We start from the raw sequence: 16,697 nt of genomic DNA on the forward strand, positions 1-16,697 counted from the left end.
CGGCGGGTGTGAGTCAAGGGTTTGCGTTGGCAGGGGCCTGCCCAGGGAAATCCCGCAGGCCCGTGGGCAGGACGTCGGACAGGCATGTGCCCATGTCAGGCTGCTTCGGCGTCAGCATGTGGCGGATCCACGCCGAACGCTCGTGGACCACGACTCCGAGCTCGTACACGCACCCGATGACGGGCAGTTCACGTCCCGAACGTAGGCGGTTGCCACCGACATCCCTTGTCGGCGGCAACCGCCCCGCTCCGCGCCGCCGCTCCGGCGCGGAGTCCAGGTGTCCCGGCTCAGCCGTTGTACTGCACGAGGATCTTCGTGAAATCCCACGGGTTCTGCGCCACGCTGGAGCACGTCCCGTCGGCCCAGTTGTGCGGCACGCTCGGGTCGCAGGCCCGGTCCCGGTTGACCGACCAGTACGCGAACCACGCCGGGTGGTTGGCCTTCGCGAAGGCGAGCAGGGCCGAGAAGTCGCTCTGGGTGAACAGCTCCGAGGGCTGGTCGGTGTGGCCGTTCATGATCTGCAGGCCCAGGTGGGACCAGGCCTGGGCGGCGGTCCAGCCGTAGATCGACTGCAACTGGGCCACCGCGTCGCCGGCGATGGTCTCGGTCTGCCCGACCTCGGTGCCGGAGGTCAGGCCGGTGTCGAAGTCCATGATGTTGACGACGTCCAGCCGGGCGCCGGCGGCCACCGCCTGCCGGATCTCGTCGGTCCCGGAGCCCGGGAAGCCGATCGTGGTCATCGGGATGGTGAGCGAGACCTTCAGGTTCGGGTCGGCGGCCTCCAGGATCTTGATCGCGCCGAAGCGGACCGCGGTGTTGCTGTCCAGCGCCGTGTTCTCGTAGTCGAAGTCGGCGTGGTTCAGCTTGTACTTGGTGATGACCTGCTGGTAGGCGTTCGCCAGAGCCGAGGCGCTGCCACAGGTGGACCCGAGCTCGGTCCCGTTGTAGCCGCCGAAGGAGACCGCGACGTCGCCTCCGGCCGCGCGGATCGCGTTCACGTCGGCCAGCACCGTGCTGTCGGAGGCGACCGACGTCGACGCGTTGCCGCCCCATGCCGGCGTGCAGCCGCCGGAGTCCAGGACGAACGCCAGGTTCAGCTGCTTCTCGCCGGCCGCCACGATGTCCGAGATCGCCTGCGGGCTGTTGTCCAGCGGCATGAAGTACGCCGGGTGCGCGTAGCCGCTGTCGGGCGGCGGGGTGGTGGTCTGCGACGTGGTCGGCGTGGTGGGTGTGGTCGGGGGAGTGGTGGGCGTGGTCGTGGGCGTCGTGGACGGCGTCGTGGGTGTCGTGGACGGCGTCGTCGGCGGAGTGCTCGTCGAGCCGCCCGACGGCCCGATCAGGCTCACATCGTCGGCGTAGTACGTGCCCTGCCCGTACCACCCGTGCAGATAGATCGTGACGCTCGTCGTCGAGGCCCCGGTGGTGAAGTTCGTGGTCAGCTGGTTCCACGCGCCGTTGGAGCTCCAGGTGCTGGGATCGGTGGTGCCCGTCCCGGTCGCACCTATGTAGACGTAGTTGCCCTGCACCCACGCCGACAACGTGTAGGACGAGTTCGGCTGCACGCTGACCGTCTGCGTGCACTGCGCGTCGTCGGACGACGTCGCGGCGGCGGCCAGCGCGTGCGAGCCGGAGTGCGCCGGGCTCCCGACGACCGAGCCGCTGCCGGCCGTGCAGGACCACGGGGACAGCGCCCCGGTCTCGAACCCGGGGTTCGCCACCAGGTTCGCGTCCGCGGCGCTGGCGCCGGTCGCGGCCAGCGCGACGCCGGCGGCGGCGAGCGCGGCGGCGGCCAGGGCGGACAGGACGCCCGCCAGGCGGCGGGACGGCCCGGGTGGTGTGCTCGTGACCATCAGGTCTCCTCATCGGTTCGATGTCCAAGCGACCCCGCTGCCAGGAGCGTGGACTAGACCAATGGCCGCGTCAAGGGACTAGACCATTTCCTTGCCGAGTCCTGGGACGGAGGATTCATCGGTCTCCGAATGTTCCGGCGATGTGGATCTGACCTGCGGCGGCGCGCGGTCCGCCGTCTCACGGGACGTTTCGCGTCGACGCTGGTCCGCGCGCCGCGCCCGTCATCCCCTTGACCGCGTTAGTGCGGCCGCCCTACAGTTCCCGCGAAGTTTCATCGATGAACGATGCAAGAAGGGTGGCGGCGGTGTGACCCAGCTCCGGTTCACCCAGAAGGGGACGAAGAGTTCCCTTCGGGCCCGCAACGACGTGCTGGTGCTCCAGTGCGTCGCCGCGGGTGGTGGCCGGTTCTCGCGCACCGACGTGATCCGGGAGACCGGGCTGCCGACCGCGACCGTCTCCGAGATCGTCGCCGACCTCATCGAGCGGCGGCTGGTCCGGGAGGCTGGGCGGGAGGCGCAGCCGGTCGGGAAACCGCGGGTGCTGCTGGACCTGGACGACGCCCACCACCGGTTCGTCGGGGTGCAGGTCGCCAACGAGCGGATCACCGCCAGCCGGTTCACCCTCAACGGCCACATGGAGGCCACCGAGACGGTCTCGCGCCCGCTGGACGCGCCCGCGCTGACCCAGGTCGCGGACATGGTGCACCGGATGGCCGCGCCCACGCCGGGCCGGATCACCGGGGTCGGGGTCGCGGTGCCGGGCATCGTCGGCGACGACGGCGTGATCCGTGCCGCCGTCAACTACGGCTGGCACATGGTGTCCCTCGGCCACGAGCTCCAGGAGCAGTGCGACGGCCTGCCGGTGCACGTCGTCAACGACGCCAACGCGGTCGCGCTGTCCGAGGTGGCGCTGTCCACCGACCGCGTCAACACCGTGGTGGTGCTCTGGATCGGGACCGGCATCGGCGCCGGCATCGTGTTGGACGGCCGCCTCTACCACGGCGGCGCGTTCCGCAGCGGCGAGATCGGCCACATCGACATCGGCACCTCGCTGCGCTGCCACTGCGGCCTGATCGGCTGCCTGGAGACGGTGGCCGCGCAGCCCACGATCCGCGGCGACGCCACCGACCAGGCGGTCGCCCGCTACCTGGCCGGTGGCGACGACCAGGACTCCCGCGCGCTCGGCGAGCGCGTCGGCCGGGCCGCCAAGGAGATCGCCCGGCTGTTGTCGACGCTGGCCGGCACGCTGGACGTCACCGAGTTCATCCTCGGAGGGCCGCTGGCCGGCGACCCGCTCGGGCCGCCGCTGATGCGCGCCGTCAACGACCTGCTGGCGCTGCGTGTCATGGAGGGTTTCGAACAGCTGGTCCTGCGTTCCTCGACGCTGGGTACCCACAGTCTCGTGTTCGGCGCCGCCGCGCACGCCATCCGGCAGGAGCTCGGGGTCGTCATCACGATGCCCGCGGGCGCCGACGAGGCCGGTGATGTCCCGGCGGCCTGACCGCCGAACCCGCCTTCCGGTCCACCCCAGACCACCCCAGACCACCTCAGACCACCTCAGACCACTTCAGACCAGCCCAGATCAGCCCAGACCACCCGAACCGCGGCCGCGCCGGCCGCCCGAGACAGTGCCGCCCCGCATTCCTGAGCCGGGGCGACACGCCGGAGCCGCCCCGAAATCCTGAGCCGGGGCGGCCCCGGGGAGGCCGTCCCGCTTTCCTGAGCCGGGGCGGCGTCCGGACAGCGCCGCCCCCGCATTCCTGAGCCGGGGGCGGCGCTGGTTTTCCGGGGAGTCTCCTACGTCGCCGCGGGCTGCCGCCGATACCGCCCTGGCGCGACCCCGTACTCCCGCTTGAACGCTTTCGCGAACGCGAACTCCGAGGAGTAGCCGACGCGCTGCGCCACCGTGCTCAGCGGTGCGTCCGACTCGCGCAGCAGGCGGCCGGCCACAGTCATGCGCCACCAGGTCAGGTAGGTCAGCGGCGGTTCGCCGACCAGCTCGGTGAAGCGCTGCGCGAACGCCGAGCGGCTCAGGCCCGCGCGGTCGCCGAGTTCGGCGACGGTCCAGCCCCGCGCGGGGTCGTCGTGCAGCGCCGTCAGGGACTCGCCGATCGCCCGGTCGGTCAGCGCCGCGCGCCAGCCTGGGACCGGTTCGCCGGCGTCCCGGTGGATCCAGGTCCGCAGGATCAGCAGCAGCATCGCGTCGACCAGCGCCGGCACCACGCCGTCCTGGCCGGGGCGTTCCTGCTCCAGTTCCTCGCCCAGCAGCGCGACGGCCGCCGCCAGGCCGGGGCCCTCGCCGGCGCGCAGGTGCAGCAGGTCCGGCAGTTCGGCCAGCAGCGGGTGCGGCCGGCTGCGCCCCAGCTGGTAGGCGCCGCAGATGAGCAGGGACCGCTCGCCCGGCCCTTCGACGTCGACCCGCCCGATCACCTGCCCCGGACGCCAGCCCTCCGGCCGGAAGTCGCGCAGCGGCGTCGCCGGGTCGTCGGCCAACGAGACCGTCCTGCCGTGGCGCAGGAACACCACGTCGCCCGGCGCCATCGCCACCGGCTCGCCGTCCGGCGGCAGGATCCAGCACCGGCCGCGCAGCAGCGCGTGGAACGTAGTCCCGCCGACCGCCGGGAACCGCAGCCCCCACGGCGCGCGGACCTCGGTGCGGGCCGACCGCGTCTGCCCGACGCGCATCGCGCCCAGGGCATCGGTGAGGACATCCATGCCGCCGATGATAGCTCGGACGATCGGATATGTTTTCAGGATTCGACGACATTCATCATCCGCCACCGCCCTCCTACCGTGGAACTCGCCAGCAACAGAAAGCAACAGGGAGCTGATGAAGATGACCGTCCTGGTGATCGGCGCGACGGGCAAGACCGGACGCTCGGTGGTCGAGGCCCTCACCGCGCGCGGTGTGAAGGTCGCCGCCGCGAGCCGCACTCCCGACACCGCGCACCACGGTGACGCCGTCCGCCCCGTGCGCTTCGACTGGGCCGACCGCGGCACCTGGGCGCCGGCGCTCGAAGGCGCCTCAGGCCTCTACATGGTCGGCCCCTACGCGCACCCCACCGGGGAGACCCTGGTCGGCGAACTCCTCGCCGAGGCTCCCGACCTCCGCCGCGTGGCCCTGCTGTCCGTCATCGGCGCCGACCGGCTGCCGCCGGAGGTCATGATGGCCGACTGGGAACGTGACGTCCGCGCCTCCGGCAAGGAGTGGACCATCCTGCGGCCCAACTGGTTCATCCAGAACTTCGGCAACGCCTTCGCGGCCGGCCTGCGCGACAAAGGTGCGCTGGACCTGCCCGCCGGCGACGCCGCCCTCAGCTTCGTCGACACCCGCGACGTCGCCGAGGTCGCCGCGGCGGCGCTGGCCGAGGACGGCCACACCGGCCAGACCTACGACGTGACCGGTCCGCAGAGCCTGACGTATGCCGAGGCGCTGAAGACCATCGGCGACGCCGCGGGCAAAGACCTGACCTACCATCCGATCAGCCACGAGCAGGCCGCCGAGAACCTGCGCGCGGCCGGTGTGCGGGAGCGCGCGATCACCTGGCAGCGCGGCCTGTACGACCTCATCCACGAGGGCGTGAACGCCCCGGTGACCGACGTCGTGGAACGGGCCACGGGGCGTCCGGCCCGCAGCCTCGCGCAGTACGCCGCCGAGAACGCCGCCACCTGGCGCTAGTGCCCCTCGCGCATCCCCCACGGCGAGCCGTACTCCACCAGCAAGTCCAGGAACGGCCGTGGTGCGAAGGCCTCCGGGCCCAACACCCCGGCCCCGTTCCACGCCCCGGTCGCCAGCAGCTCCAAGGCCACCACCGGGTTGATCGCCGTCTGCCACACCACGGCCTGCGACCCGTACTCCTTCATCGACCACTCGTTGTCGACCACGTGGTACAGGTACACCTCGCGGCGCGCGCCGTCCTTGGTGCCGGTCACCCACGTCCCCGCGCACGTCTTGCCGCGCATCCGGTCGCCGAGCGTCGCCGGGTCCGGCAGCGCGGCGGCGACGACGTCGCGCGGCGACACCGCCACCGGTCCGCGGGCGCTGCCCACGACCACCGGCTCGGTGCGGTCCAGCCCGAGATCGTGCAAGGTCTTCAGCTTGCTGATGAAGTCGTCGCCGAGCCCATACTTGAAGGTCACCCGCTTGGCGTCGATCCAACGGGGGACCAGCAGCACCTCCTCGTGCTCGACGTTCACGCACTCCACCGGCCCGATGCCCTCGGGGAAGTCGAAGACCTCCGGCTCGCTGAACGGCGCGGTGGTGAACCAGCCGCGCTCGCGCTCGTAGACCACCGGCGGGTTCAGGCACTCCTCGATCGTGGTCCAGATGCTGAAGGAGGGCGCGAAGTCGTAGCCCTCGACGGTGAGGTTCGCGCCGTCGCGGACGCCGATCTCGTCGATCTCGTCGAAGAGCTCATCGGCGGCGTACCGGGCGAAGACGTCGGACAGGCCCGGCTCGACGCCGATGCCGACCAGCGCCAGCCGTCCGGCCGCCTCCCACTCCCCGGCGCGGGCGAACTGGGCGTCGCCGAGCTTCTCGCCGCACTCCTCGTACGGCCGCTCGGGATGAGGGTGCGACAGCGACATGGCCATGTCCAGATAGTCGGCGCCGGCGGCCAGCGCGGCCTCGAACAGCGGCGGTACGAAACGCGGGTCGGTGGCGTTGAGCAGCACGTCGCAACGGTGCTCGGCGAGCAGCGCGCGGACGGCGCCGCGGTCGGAGGCGTCGACGCGGGCCGCGACGAAGCGGGGGTCGCCTCCGAGCGCGGCCACGGCGCTCGCGGCGCGGGCCGGGTCGTAGTCGGCCACCACGAAGTGCTCGAAGAAGGGACGGCGAACGGCGATACGGGTCACGGCGGTGCCGACACCGCCGGCGCCCACAAGAAGGATGCGCATGCCGGGATCGAACCGGCGCCGCCCCGCTAACGTCAATGGTGTTGACATAAGCCGCTACGCTGCCGGTCATGCCCCCCACGCCCGAGAGCGCCCGCCGCCGACGCCGCCCCACCAAGCAGGGCACCGTCCTGACCCACGACCTGATCGTCGCGACCGCGCTGCGCATGCTCGCCGAACACGGCGCCGCCGGACTGTCCGCGCGCCGCCTCGGCTTGGCCCTCGGCGCCGACCCCAGTGCCGTCTACCGCTATTTCGCGGGCATGGACGACCTGGTCCTGGCCATCGGCGACGAACTGATCCACCGCGCTCTCGACGGCTGGGAGCCCACCGGTGACTGGTGCGAAGACCTGCGCTCGCTGGGAACACGCATCCACCGCGCGTATCTCGCCCATCCGCAGGCCGCGCAGCTGACGGCGAACCGGGTGTCGGGCCGTTCCCACGAGATCGCCGCCGACGAGACGATCCTCGGCATCCTGCACACCGCCGGATTCCGTGGCGCGGCCGCCGCACGGGTCTACCACGCCTTCATCGACCAGACGCTGGCGTTCGCCGCCCTGGACGCCGCTTCGCTCGCGCTGCCGGACCAGGCACGGGAGGCGGACGAGCAGCAATGGCGGGCCACGTACGCGCGACTGCCCGCCGCGACGCATCCGCACATCGCCGCCGCCGCGCCGCTGCTGGTGGCGCGGATGAACGACAGCGCCTACCCGGCGGCGCTCGACCTGCTGCTCGCGGGCGCGGCCGCCGAGCTCGAAGCCTGATGCCGCCGACTCTCCCCGCATTGAACTAGTACAATGACAGTTGCTACTAGTTCAATTCTTGAATAGCATTCGATCATGCCTGCGAAGACTCCCGCACCCGTGACCTTGACCGGCCGCCACGTGCGCCTCGAGCCCCTCACCCGCGACCACCTGCCCGACCTGTTCGCGGCCGGCGGCAACGACGACGCGGTCTGGCAGTGGCAGGGCGGCCCGACGCCCCGCACCGAGACCGAACTCGGCGAGAAGCTGGACACCGTGCTCACCGGCGACTACGTCGCCTTCGCGGTCGTGCTGCTGGAGACCGGGCGCGCCATCGGCTGGACCACGTACCTCGACATCAGCCCCGTCGACGAGCGGCTGGAGATCGGCTGGACCTGGTACGGCAGCGCGTACTGGCGCAGCGCGGTGAACACCGAGTCCAAGCTGCTGCTGCTCACCCACGCCTTCGAGGACCTCGGGATGGGGCGCGTGCAGTGGAAGACGGACCACATGAACCAGCGTTCGCAGAACGCGATCGCGCGGCTCGGGGCCAGCCGCGAGGGCGTACTGCGCCGGCACCGGCTGCGGCCGGACGGGACGTGGCGCGACAGCGTGTACTTCTCGATGCTGAAGGACGAGTGGCCCGCGGCCAAGGAGCGGCTCACGGAGCGGCTGGCGCGCGGGTGAACGAGTGACGATCACGCGGTCCTTCGCCCGTTAGGGTGAAGGACCGATCAGTCACGCAGGGGGAGACCATGACTGCCACGCCCGCTCCCGTCGAGAGTCCACCCGGCACCGAGCACGATCCGGTCCCGCGCCGCGTCACCACGCTGGAGCTGTTCTTCGACCTCGTCTTCGTCTTCACCATCACCCAGCTGACGGTGCTGCTGGCCGACGACCTGTCCTTCGCGCAGGCCGGCCGCGTGCTGCTGATCTTCGCGATCCTGTACTGGATGTACGGCGCCTACGCCTACCTCACCAACCAGGTCCCGCCGGAGAACCTGGCCCGGCGCGTCATCCTCGTGGCGGGCATGTTCGGCTTCCTCACCTGTGCGCTGGCCGTGCCGAAGGTCTTCACCAGCGACGGCGTCGCCTTCGGACTGGCGTTCATCCTCGTCACCGCCGTCCACAGCACGCTCTACGCGCTCATCCACGGCAAGTACGTCCTCAGCTTCGCGATCCCGAACCTGGTCGCCGCCGGCTGCGTCACGCTCGCCGGAGCCGCCGACGGCACGGCCGGTGACGCGCTCTGGGTCGCCGCCGTGCTGCTCCAGCAGCTCGCGCCGATCGTCTCCTCCCGCATCACCGGCGAGTACGCGGCCGGCCGCGCCCCGGTCACCGAGCAGGTCGGCGAGCTGGACCCGGCGCACTTCGTCGAACGCCACGGCCTGCTGCTGATCATCGCCTTCGGCGAGTCCGTGGTCGCGATCGGCGTCGGCGCCGCCGATCTCCCGCTGGACTGGGCCCTGGCCTCCGGCATAGCCCTGGCGCTCGGGCTGGCCGCCACCCTGTGGTGGACGTATTTCGGCACCGACGAGTCCGCCGCCGAGCACGCGCTCGGCGCCGCTCGCGGAATCTCCCGTTTCCGCCTGGGAATGCTCGCTTACTACTACAGCTTCATCCCGATGTTGCTCGGGGTCGCCATCCTCGCCGCCGGACTGAAGAAGGCGATCGCCCATCTCGGCGACGCGCTGGGCACCGCGCCGGCCGTCGCCCTGGCCGGCGGCGTCGCCGCCTTCCTGCTCGGTGACCTGGGCTTCCGCCTGAGTCTGGGCATCGGGCCGCGGCGCTACCGGGCGCTCGGCGCGGCCGCCGTGCTCGCCACCGTCCCGCTGGCCCGAGTCGCGTCGGCCGCCCAATTGCTGGGCCTCACCGTTGTCATGGTTTTGATGCTGGTCGCGGAGGGTTACGCGGGACGCCGTGACGCGCCACCGGCGCCTGCCTAGATCCCAGTGGATCACCTATTGACGCCTGCCTTCCGGCTGGTTAGACAGAGCAGAGTCCGCACATCAGCCGCCCTGTCCTGAGGAGCGCCGACGATGACCGAACTGCTCGAACTGGAGCCGCGCGAGACCGCCACCGAAGACCTCGACGTCGACACCGCCTTCAGCAATGTGGTGGACGCCAGCCGCGACCATACGCAGTGCTTCCACTGCTCCGGCGACGACGCCGGCGAGTGGTTCCTCGCCGCGGACGTCCCCCGGTAGCGGCCCGGGCGGTCCCGCGGACACCCAGGGCCCCGGCGCGGCCCCGGCACGAGGACGGCGACGGTCCGACGCACTGACGGCACTGACGGCACTGACGGCTTTGATGGCACGGACGGCACCACGGCTCCACGGGAAGAGGGAACGGTCGACATGAAGGGCGGACTGTCGGCGGAAGAGGTCGAACGCCTGGTCGCGGCCCACGCCGAACGGGCCGGCACCCCGGTGCGGACCCAGCCCGGGCCGGTCTGGCTGATGGTCCTGCCGCACGGCGCGCGCGTCCCCGAACAGGGGTGGAAGCTGCACGTCTCCAGCCGCATCACCACCCTGGGCGCGACCGCGGACGCGATCCTCCCGGCGCTGCTCGCCGAGGGCTGCGCCTTCAAACTCGCCCGCTCGTCCGACGCACTGGCCCGCCTCAACGACGGCACCACCACCCCCTCCTCGATCGGCAAGGCCTTCACCGTCTACCCGGAGCAGAACCGGGTGCGCGAAGTCGGCCTGCTGCTCGCCCGGCTGTTACAGGGCTGGGCGGCGCCGCGCGTGCTCAGCGACCGCCGCGTCGCCCCCGACGCCCCCGTCTACTACCGGTACGGCCCGATCGACAAGCCGTGGACCGCCGACGCGCAGGGCAAGCTCGTGCTGACCCTCACCGGCCCGGACGGCGAGGAGTTCCCGGCGCTGGCCACGCAGCGGTACCGGCAGCCCGCCTGGGCCGTGGACCCGTTCACCGGCGAGCGCGGCCGCCGCGCCCGGCCTGCCCGCCCGGACCAAGCGGACCCGCCGACCCTCCTCGGCGACCACTTCCAGATCGACGGCGGCATCGTGCACGCCGGCCGCGGCGACGTGATGCGCGCCGTGGACCTGCGCGACGGCAGCCGCGTGATCGTCAAGCAGAGTCGCGCTCTGGTCGACGAGGGCGAGGACGGCGTCGACACCCGGCTGCGGGTCCGCAACGAACGCCGGGTCCTGGCGGCGCTGCGCGGCGTGGAGGGCGTCGCCGGCTACGTCGACCACTTCCGCACCGAGGCCGACGAGTTCCTGGTGACCCGCGACGTGGGCCGCTTCAACCTCGCCGACGACGTGGTGGAGCACGGCCGCTACGCCGCGGCCGGCGAACCCGGCGCCGTGCCCGGGCGCACCCTCGAACGGCTCGCCGAGCGCATGGCGGGCGTCATCCTCGCCGTGCACGGACGCGGGGTCCTGATCCGCGACCTGAACCCGCGCAACGTCGTCATCGGCCCGGACGGCGCCGCCACCCTCATCGACCTCGGCCTGGCCGGCTTCAACGGCCTGCACCTGCCCGGCGGCACCTCCGGCTACTCCTCGGCCCGCCAGTTCCGCCACCAGGAGCCGACGACCGGCGACGACCTCGTCGCGCTCGGCGCCACACTGCTCTACGCCTGGTCCGCGCTGCCGCCGGTGGTGCTGAGCGCCGACGTTGACGAGCCGCGCCGCGCGGCGCTGCGGATGATCCGTGCGCGCTGTGGCGAGAGCCCCGCCGGCGTCCTGGGCCTGATCTGCGACCTGCTCAGCATGGACGACGCCCGCGCCCACGACGCGGCCCGCCGCATGGCCGCGGGCGCGTTCGCCACAGCGGCGCCGACGCGCACGCCTCTGCCGCCGTCGGCCCCGGTGAGCGAGGCGCTGGTCGCCGAGATCACCGGCAACGTCCTGGCCGATCTCATGGCGCAGACCCGCAGGGTCCTGACGGAGGTGCCCCGCCACGAGAAGGTCGGCGTCGACGGGTGCGTGTACCGGGGCGGCGCGGGCATCGGCCTGGAGCTGCTGGAACACCTCGACACGCCGGGCACCGCCGAGCTCGCCGCCGGACTGGTCCGCTTCAGCGAGGCGGGAGCCGACGTCGTCGGCCTCGGACCGGGCCTGTGGACCGGACGCACCGGGCTCGACTACTTCCGGCTCAGCGCCCGCCGGCGGCTGCCGGCCCGCATGGTGCACCCGGCGCCGGGCTGGGGCGCCCAGATGGACTGGAAGCCCGAGTACTGCGACCTGATCAGCGGAGCGTCCGGCGTCGGCCTCGGGCACCTGCTCCTGCACGACCTCGACGGCCGTGCCGAGCATCTGGACGTCGCCCGCGCCTGCGCCGAACACGTCCTGGCCAACACCGCCCCGGACGAGACCGCCCAGCCCGGCACCCTGCCCGAGCCGGCGGGCGTCGAGCCGTCGGCGGCCAAGGGGCACGGCCTGGCGGGCACCGTCGACGCCCTCGCCGCCATCGGCGCCCGCCTCGGCGACACCACCATCCTCGCCGCCGCGGACGAACGCGCCCGGGACCTGATGCACCGCTCCGACCGGCTGGTCGCCAAGTCCCGGCGGCCCACGACGGTGCCCCTGGCCGCGTCCTGGTGCCAGGGACTGTCCGGTATCGCGTCATCGCTGCTCATGGCGGGCGACCACCTGGGGGAGCCGCAGTACGTCGCCGCCGCCCGCCGCGCCGCCGACGCGTGCATCGCCCTGATCCCCCGAGTCGACAAGCCGGTCCAGTGCTGCGGCCTCGCCGGCATCGGCAACATGCTGATAGACGTCGCGGCCCACGACGACGACGAGAAGTACTGGGACGCCGCGCACGCGGTCGCCGCCCAGATGCTCCTGCGCAGCGCCGGCCCCGCCGACCACCCGGTGTTCGTGAAGAACAACCCGACGGACTACAGCGCCTCCTGGGCCTACGGTCTGGCCGGCATCCTGGGCTTCTTCCGCCGCCTGTCCCGCCACGGCGGCCCCACCGCTCTGACCCTCACCGCGTCCGCGGCGGTTCTGCACTGATCCGGACCGCCATGCCGAGGTGCTCTTCAAGCAGGACCCTGAGCCGCGGGCCGTCGATGAGCGTGATGCGCCCGACCTCGTCGGCGAACGCATGGCTGGCCGGACCGAACGACGACGTGGTGACGACGACTCCGGTAGAGGCCTTCTGCGCCTGCATGCTCCCGAACAGCGCGCGCACCGCCTCGACCGGCACGGTGTGGTTGTACCGCTTCGCCTGGATGACGCAGACGCCGCCGATGGCGAGGTCGTCGCGGACGGCGACGGCGTCCACGCCGCCGTCGTGACTGTCCGGCGTCCGCCAGGCCTTGAAGCCCATGGCGAGGAAGAGATCGCGGATGAGGCGCTCGAAGGCGAAGGGATCCATCGTGGTCAGGTCCAGCTGCGCGTCCCGTGTATCCCCAGCAGCGCCGAGCCGCTCCAGATCGAGCTCCACGATCGGAAGGACGGCGTCGTGGTCGTAGGCACTGGGCGAGACGCGTGCCCCGAGGCGTTGCAGGCAGCGCACAGGGTCGAGGCCGGGCTCGTCGAGGGCCACGTGCGCGAAGGCCTCACGCGAAGTCAGGAGGCTGACGAGACAAGGCCGGACGGCGTGCCCGGTAGCGGGATCGGTGGTGCGCGCGAAGCCGTTGACGGCGACGGCGTCGACGAGAGCGGCGGAGGTGATCGCGGCGACGTAGTCGGCGACGCAGAGAATCAGGCGCGCGACGGCGTCCTGGTAGATGCTCCGCACCTCGGACTCTTTGCGAGGCTCGGCAACGACTTCTTCGCGCGCGGCGACATAGCGGTAGCACTTCTCGGCCGGTATGCCCTCCCGTCGCGGTAGGTCGACTTCGAGCGTCAGGCGCCGGTTGGCGGGGGAGTAGACAACCTGGACAGGCCGTCCTCGCTTGAGGAACGCGCGCTCCGCCAGGATCGCTGCCACACACTCGGCGAAACCTTCGGCCCCGTCGCTCTCGTACGCGCCGTCGGTCTCTTCTCGCAAGGCTTCCAGCCCACGATCCCGCCCGGCCAAGATGCTGCCGATCGCCCGGACCCGCCCCTCAACCTCCGCAGTCCGTTCAGCGGCCTCCGCCCGCAACCGCCGCGCAGCCTCCCCTTCCGCAGCCCGCAACGCCTCTCGCTGCCTCAGCAACGCCTCCCGCGCCTCAGCCTGCTGCCGCGCGGTCTCCCGCTTCTCCATCCCCCGCAGGACCTGCTCAACCTGCCGCGCATCAGCCGCCTGCTTCCGCCGCGCTTCAGCCTCCGCCGCCCGTTGCACCCGCCGGGCCTCCGCTTCGGCCCTGCGCGCCGCAGCTCGCCGCTCTTTCTGCTCCACCTCACGCTCGGCTTTCTCCCGCGCGGCCTTCTCCTTGGCCCGCCGTTGCTGCGCGTCGATCAACTGCTGCGTGATGCTCTTCGCCTTCGACCGTGCCACAGAGCAGCCCCTCCCGTACGCCGAGTCCTGCGTACCTGAGTAGCTTCCCGAGCCGGACTGAGTACGAACCCGGATAAACGATGCCGTCGGCCGTGCCTACTTTCAAAGTATGGGGCACATTGTGGCGAACGTCCTATTCGGTCTCTGCGCCGTGGCCGCAGTCGCGGGTCAGGCCTTCTACCTCTGTCTGGCTGGACAGGCGCGTCGCGGCGTCTCTGGTACCGAGATCGTAGCCGCAGCACTTGCCCCGATCACGGCTCCGATCGGAGGGATCTGCGCGCCAGCCGGCGCGATCCTCGGCTTCAACCTCGCGTCACAGGAGGCGAACACGGCTGCATGCATCGCCTACGCTGTACCCGCTATGGCGTTGCTGCTATTGGCGATAGCTTTCTTCCTCGCGACGGCCTACGCCATCTGGGACCGCCACCTGCTTTGACGTCGAAGCGTGACCCCCTACCAAGCCCACCGCCTCCACGGACTGTCCACCCGCGTCAACAACTGCTTCCCGCAACTGGTGAACCGCCGGTAGTCCCGTCCCATCTCCATCGAGTCATACCCGCCGGTACTGCTCTGCCAGAAGGCCCGCCCCGCGAGAAACCCGAGTTGGAACTCCTCCCACGAGGCGTACTCCGACCGGCACATCGCCGTCGCCTCCGCGATCGCGGACCACGCCTCGGCCGGGTCGAGGTAGCCGGCGTCGAGGATGAAGCGGCTGACGTGCACCACGCGGGCCGCGTCCCAGGCGGCGATCGAGTCGATGATGCGGCGGGGGTGGTGCCACTGCATCATCGCGCGCTGGGGCCAGGCGGCGTTGAAGTAGCGGAGGGCGACGTCCGGGCGTTCGCCGCGTTGGGCGGCCACGGCCGGGATCTCGCGGGTCGCCTGTTCCAGGCGGGCCCGCTCGTCGGAGCGTGTGAGGTCCCAGCCGGCGTTGAGGTAGCCGCGGACACAGGTGTAGACGGCGCGGTGACCGCCGCCCTGGAGCAGGAACGCGTACGTGTCCCGCGCCGTCGTGGCGTCCGTCACGCCCCAGCCCGCGTCCAGGATCTTCGCCGCGGAGCGCGGGTCGCACTCCGTCGTCAGGGCGTTGACCGGCAGGACGTCGTCGGCGGCGTACATGGCGCCCAGTGCCAGGCCGCGTTCCTGCTCCGCTGTCAGCGGGGGCGCGTCCGGCAGCACTCTGAAGCTGAACTCCAGCAGGCTCTTCAACTTGTCCAGCAGGCCCATGGCCACGGGACAGTAATCGGCCCGGACGGCGGGTCGTACCGGCACAACTACCCGCACTCGGGTGCGGGCCCGGGTATTTGTACGGTCACCGCGACGGCCGCTACCGATTACGCGTCGCGCGCTCCACGATCGCGTTCAAGCTGGTCGAGTGCGCGCCCCGCCAGTAGGCCTGACCACAGGATTCGCATTCGGCGAACGTGTCGTAGGTCCGCGCGGTCCCGCTCTGCAGCCGGTCCCCCATCTGCTCCTTCGTCACCGCCCGCAGTTCGCCGTTGCACGCGGTGCAGCGGGTCCACGGGGCCAGTTCCGGTTCGAACCGTGCCAGCACCTCGTCCACCTGCTCGGCCGGCTTGGTGCTGTAGACGTACGCGCCGGCGAACAGCTCGCGCCGGTGCAGCAGCCCGCGATCGCGCGACAGCATCACCCGGTGCTCCGCGGCCGAGCGGGCCGCCAGGGCGGCGTCGCCGATATCAGGGGTCTCATACGCGGTGTCGATGCCGAGCAGCCGCAGCCGCCGCGCCAGCGTGCCCAGGTGGATGTCCAGCAGCAGGCGCAGCGGTCCCTCGACGCGCTGCGGGGTCGTGAACTTGCGGACCTCGATGTGCTCGCCGTCCGCCGCGACGTGGCCGGGCGACACCGGCCGGCCGTCCGCCAGCAGCGCGCCGACCTCGGTCAGCGGGACGCCGAGCGACTCCACCACATGGCCCAGGCTGGAAGTGCCGTCGGTTTCGACCGGCGCGGCGGGCACCCGGTTCGGACCCGCGACGAACAGGTGCAGGCCGGGGTCGAAGGTGATGGTGATCTCCGCTTTCGCCACGGGCCCAGCATGCCAGGCGCGGTGATCGGGTCGCGACTCCTTTGCGCGGCCCGCCCCGTGGCCGGGGTGGCCTCTAATCCGGCTCCACCATGCTCGGCGCCGCGTTCGCCATCACCCACTCCACCAGCGGCGTCAACGCCCGCCAGTCCTTCTTGAGGACGGCCACGAAGCCCGGTCCGGCGGCGTCGGCCGGATCCACGTCGCGCCCAGCGTTCACGTACTCGCGGCGCATCAGGTCCAGCCGCGGGTGGTCCGCGGGCACGCCGCGCGGGCGAGTGCGTACCTGCCGGCCGCCGATCGTGAAGCCCCGCTTCTCCAGCCTCGCCACGATCGCGGCGAGTTCGGCCCCGGTCACGTCGTCGTCGACCGCCGCCCGGAACCGCTTGACCTGCTCGCGATCCTGCGAGCGGAAACCGCCGCCGACGTACAGCCCGTCCATGCTCAGTGAGAGGTAGTACCCGACGCCGCGCGCCGTCGACAGGAAACCCGTCTGGCGGGTCTTGTAGGGGGACTTGTCCTTGCTGAAGCGGACGTCGCGGTACGGCCGGAACATCGACGGATCGGCGGCGAAGTCCGGCGCCAGCTCGTCGAGCAGCGCTTGCATGGGATCGCGGACCATCTGCTCGTACACGTGCTTGTGCGCGGTCCAGTACTCCTTCGAGTTGTCGGCGGCCAACTCGAAGTAGAAGTCGTACGCCTCATCACTGAACCCTGCGAAACGCGCCATGCCGCCATCTCACCACGTCCCGGTCCCCCCGCCCCGCC

The 16,697-nt window shown here is 71.6% G+C and carries 15 protein-coding genes; 8 read left to right on the forward strand and 7 right to left on the reverse strand.

The features are described from left to right. Positions 1 to 287: 287 nt before the first annotated feature. Positions 288 to 1,850 carry a carbohydrate binding domain-containing protein gene (locus ABD466_RS35680; protein WP_344661673.1) on the reverse strand — a complete coding sequence of 521 codons (1,563 nt, stop codon included), beginning with the start codon at positions 1,848 to 1,850 and terminating at the stop codon, positions 288 to 290. A gap of 307 nt (positions 1,851 to 2,157) precedes the next feature. Here ABD466_RS35680 and ABD466_RS35685 point away from each other — a divergent pair, with 307 nt between their 5' ends. Next, on the forward strand, positions 2,158 to 3,351 hold the full coding sequence (locus tag ABD466_RS35685; protein WP_344661674.1) for an ROK family transcriptional regulator: 1,194 nt from the start codon (positions 2,158 to 2,160) through the stop codon (positions 3,349 to 3,351). Between the two features lie 296 nt (positions 3,352 to 3,647). Here ABD466_RS35685 and ABD466_RS35690 read toward each other — a convergent pair whose 3' ends face one another. After that, the gene (locus ABD466_RS35690) at positions 3,648 to 4,565 is read right to left on the reverse strand and encodes an AraC family transcriptional regulator (RefSeq protein ID WP_344661675.1); all 918 of its coding nucleotides are present in this window, start codon (positions 4,563 to 4,565) and stop codon (positions 3,648 to 3,650) included. Between the two features lie 115 nt (positions 4,566 to 4,680). On the opposite strand from ABD466_RS35690, the gene ABD466_RS35695 reads away from it, so the two are divergent. Continuing rightward, positions 4,681 to 5,529 carry an NAD(P)H-binding protein gene (locus ABD466_RS35695; protein WP_344661676.1) on the forward strand — a complete coding sequence of 283 codons (849 nt, stop codon included), beginning with the start codon at positions 4,681 to 4,683 and terminating at the stop codon, positions 5,527 to 5,529. Here the strand turns inward: ABD466_RS35695 and ABD466_RS35700 are convergent. Further along, the gene (locus tag ABD466_RS35700) at positions 5,526 to 6,746 is read right to left on the reverse strand and encodes a saccharopine dehydrogenase family protein (protein ID WP_344661677.1); all 1,221 of its coding nucleotides are present in this window, start codon (positions 6,744 to 6,746) and stop codon (positions 5,526 to 5,528) included. The two genes, ABD466_RS35695 and ABD466_RS35700, sit on opposite strands and share 4 nt — an antisense overlap. A gap of 68 nt (positions 6,747 to 6,814) precedes the next feature. On the opposite strand from ABD466_RS35700, the gene ABD466_RS35705 reads away from it, so the two are divergent. From ABD466_RS35705 to ABD466_RS35725, 5 genes are all read left to right on the forward strand, one after another. Continuing rightward, on the forward strand, positions 6,815 to 7,507 hold the full coding sequence (locus tag ABD466_RS35705; protein ID WP_344661678.1) for a TetR/AcrR family transcriptional regulator: 693 nt from the start codon (positions 6,815 to 6,817) through the stop codon (positions 7,505 to 7,507). Positions 7,508 to 7,582: 75 nt separating this feature from the next. After that, complete coding sequence (locus ABD466_RS35710; RefSeq protein ID WP_344661679.1) at positions 7,583 to 8,173, forward strand: GNAT family N-acetyltransferase; 591 nt, start codon at positions 7,583 to 7,585, stop codon at positions 8,171 to 8,173. A gap of 68 nt (positions 8,174 to 8,241) precedes the next feature. Further along, complete coding sequence (locus ABD466_RS35715) at positions 8,242 to 9,432, forward strand: low temperature requirement protein A (RefSeq protein ID WP_344661680.1); 1,191 nt, start codon at positions 8,242 to 8,244, stop codon at positions 9,430 to 9,432. Positions 9,433 to 9,525: 93 nt separating this feature from the next. Then, positions 9,526 to 9,693: a hypothetical protein gene (locus tag ABD466_RS35720; protein ID WP_344661681.1), complete on the forward strand. Its 168-nt coding sequence runs from the start codon at positions 9,526 to 9,528 to the stop codon at positions 9,691 to 9,693. Positions 9,694 to 9,843: 150 nt separating this feature from the next. After that, complete coding sequence (locus tag ABD466_RS35725; RefSeq protein WP_344661682.1) at positions 9,844 to 12,474, forward strand: class III lanthionine synthetase LanKC N-terminal domain-containing protein; 2,631 nt, start codon at positions 9,844 to 9,846, stop codon at positions 12,472 to 12,474. Here ABD466_RS35725 and ABD466_RS35730 read toward each other — a convergent pair. Next, on the reverse strand, positions 12,446 to 13,888 hold the full coding sequence (locus ABD466_RS35730; RefSeq protein WP_344661683.1) for a restriction endonuclease: 1,443 nt from the start codon (positions 13,886 to 13,888) through the stop codon (positions 12,446 to 12,448). The two genes, ABD466_RS35725 and ABD466_RS35730, sit on opposite strands and share 29 nt — an antisense overlap. A 109-nt stretch (positions 13,889 to 13,997) precedes the next feature. Here ABD466_RS35730 and ABD466_RS35735 point away from each other — a divergent pair, with 109 nt between their 5' ends. Further along, positions 13,998 to 14,324 (forward strand): hypothetical protein, encoded by a 327-nt coding sequence (locus ABD466_RS35735; protein ID WP_344661684.1) that lies wholly within the window; start codon positions 13,998 to 14,000, stop codon positions 14,322 to 14,324. Positions 14,325 to 14,341: 17 nt separating this feature from the next. Here the strand turns inward: ABD466_RS35735 and ABD466_RS35740 are convergent, their stop codons facing one another. The 3 genes from ABD466_RS35740 to ABD466_RS35750 all read right to left on the reverse strand — a co-directional run bounded on the left by ABD466_RS35740 (position 14,342) and on the right by ABD466_RS35750 (position 16,659). Continuing rightward, on the reverse strand, positions 14,342 to 15,115 hold the full coding sequence (locus ABD466_RS35740; RefSeq protein ID WP_344661715.1) for a DUF1266 domain-containing protein: 774 nt from the start codon (positions 15,113 to 15,115) through the stop codon (positions 14,342 to 14,344). A 100-nt stretch (positions 15,116 to 15,215) separates the two neighbouring features. Continuing rightward, on the reverse strand, positions 15,216 to 15,932 hold the full coding sequence (locus ABD466_RS35745) for a Mut7-C RNAse domain-containing protein (RefSeq protein ID WP_344661685.1): 717 nt from the start codon (positions 15,930 to 15,932) through the stop codon (positions 15,216 to 15,218). A 73-nt stretch (positions 15,933 to 16,005) separates the two neighbouring features. After that, positions 16,006 to 16,659: a DUF2461 domain-containing protein gene (locus ABD466_RS35750; protein ID WP_344661686.1), complete on the reverse strand. Its 654-nt coding sequence runs from the start codon at positions 16,657 to 16,659 to the stop codon at positions 16,006 to 16,008. Positions 16,660 to 16,697 lie beyond the last annotated feature (38 nt).

The sequence above is a fragment of the Catenulispora subtropica genome (assembly GCF_039531675.1).
Classification (GTDB): Bacteria; Actinomycetota; Actinomycetes; order Streptomycetales; family Catenulisporaceae; genus Catenulispora; species Catenulispora subtropica.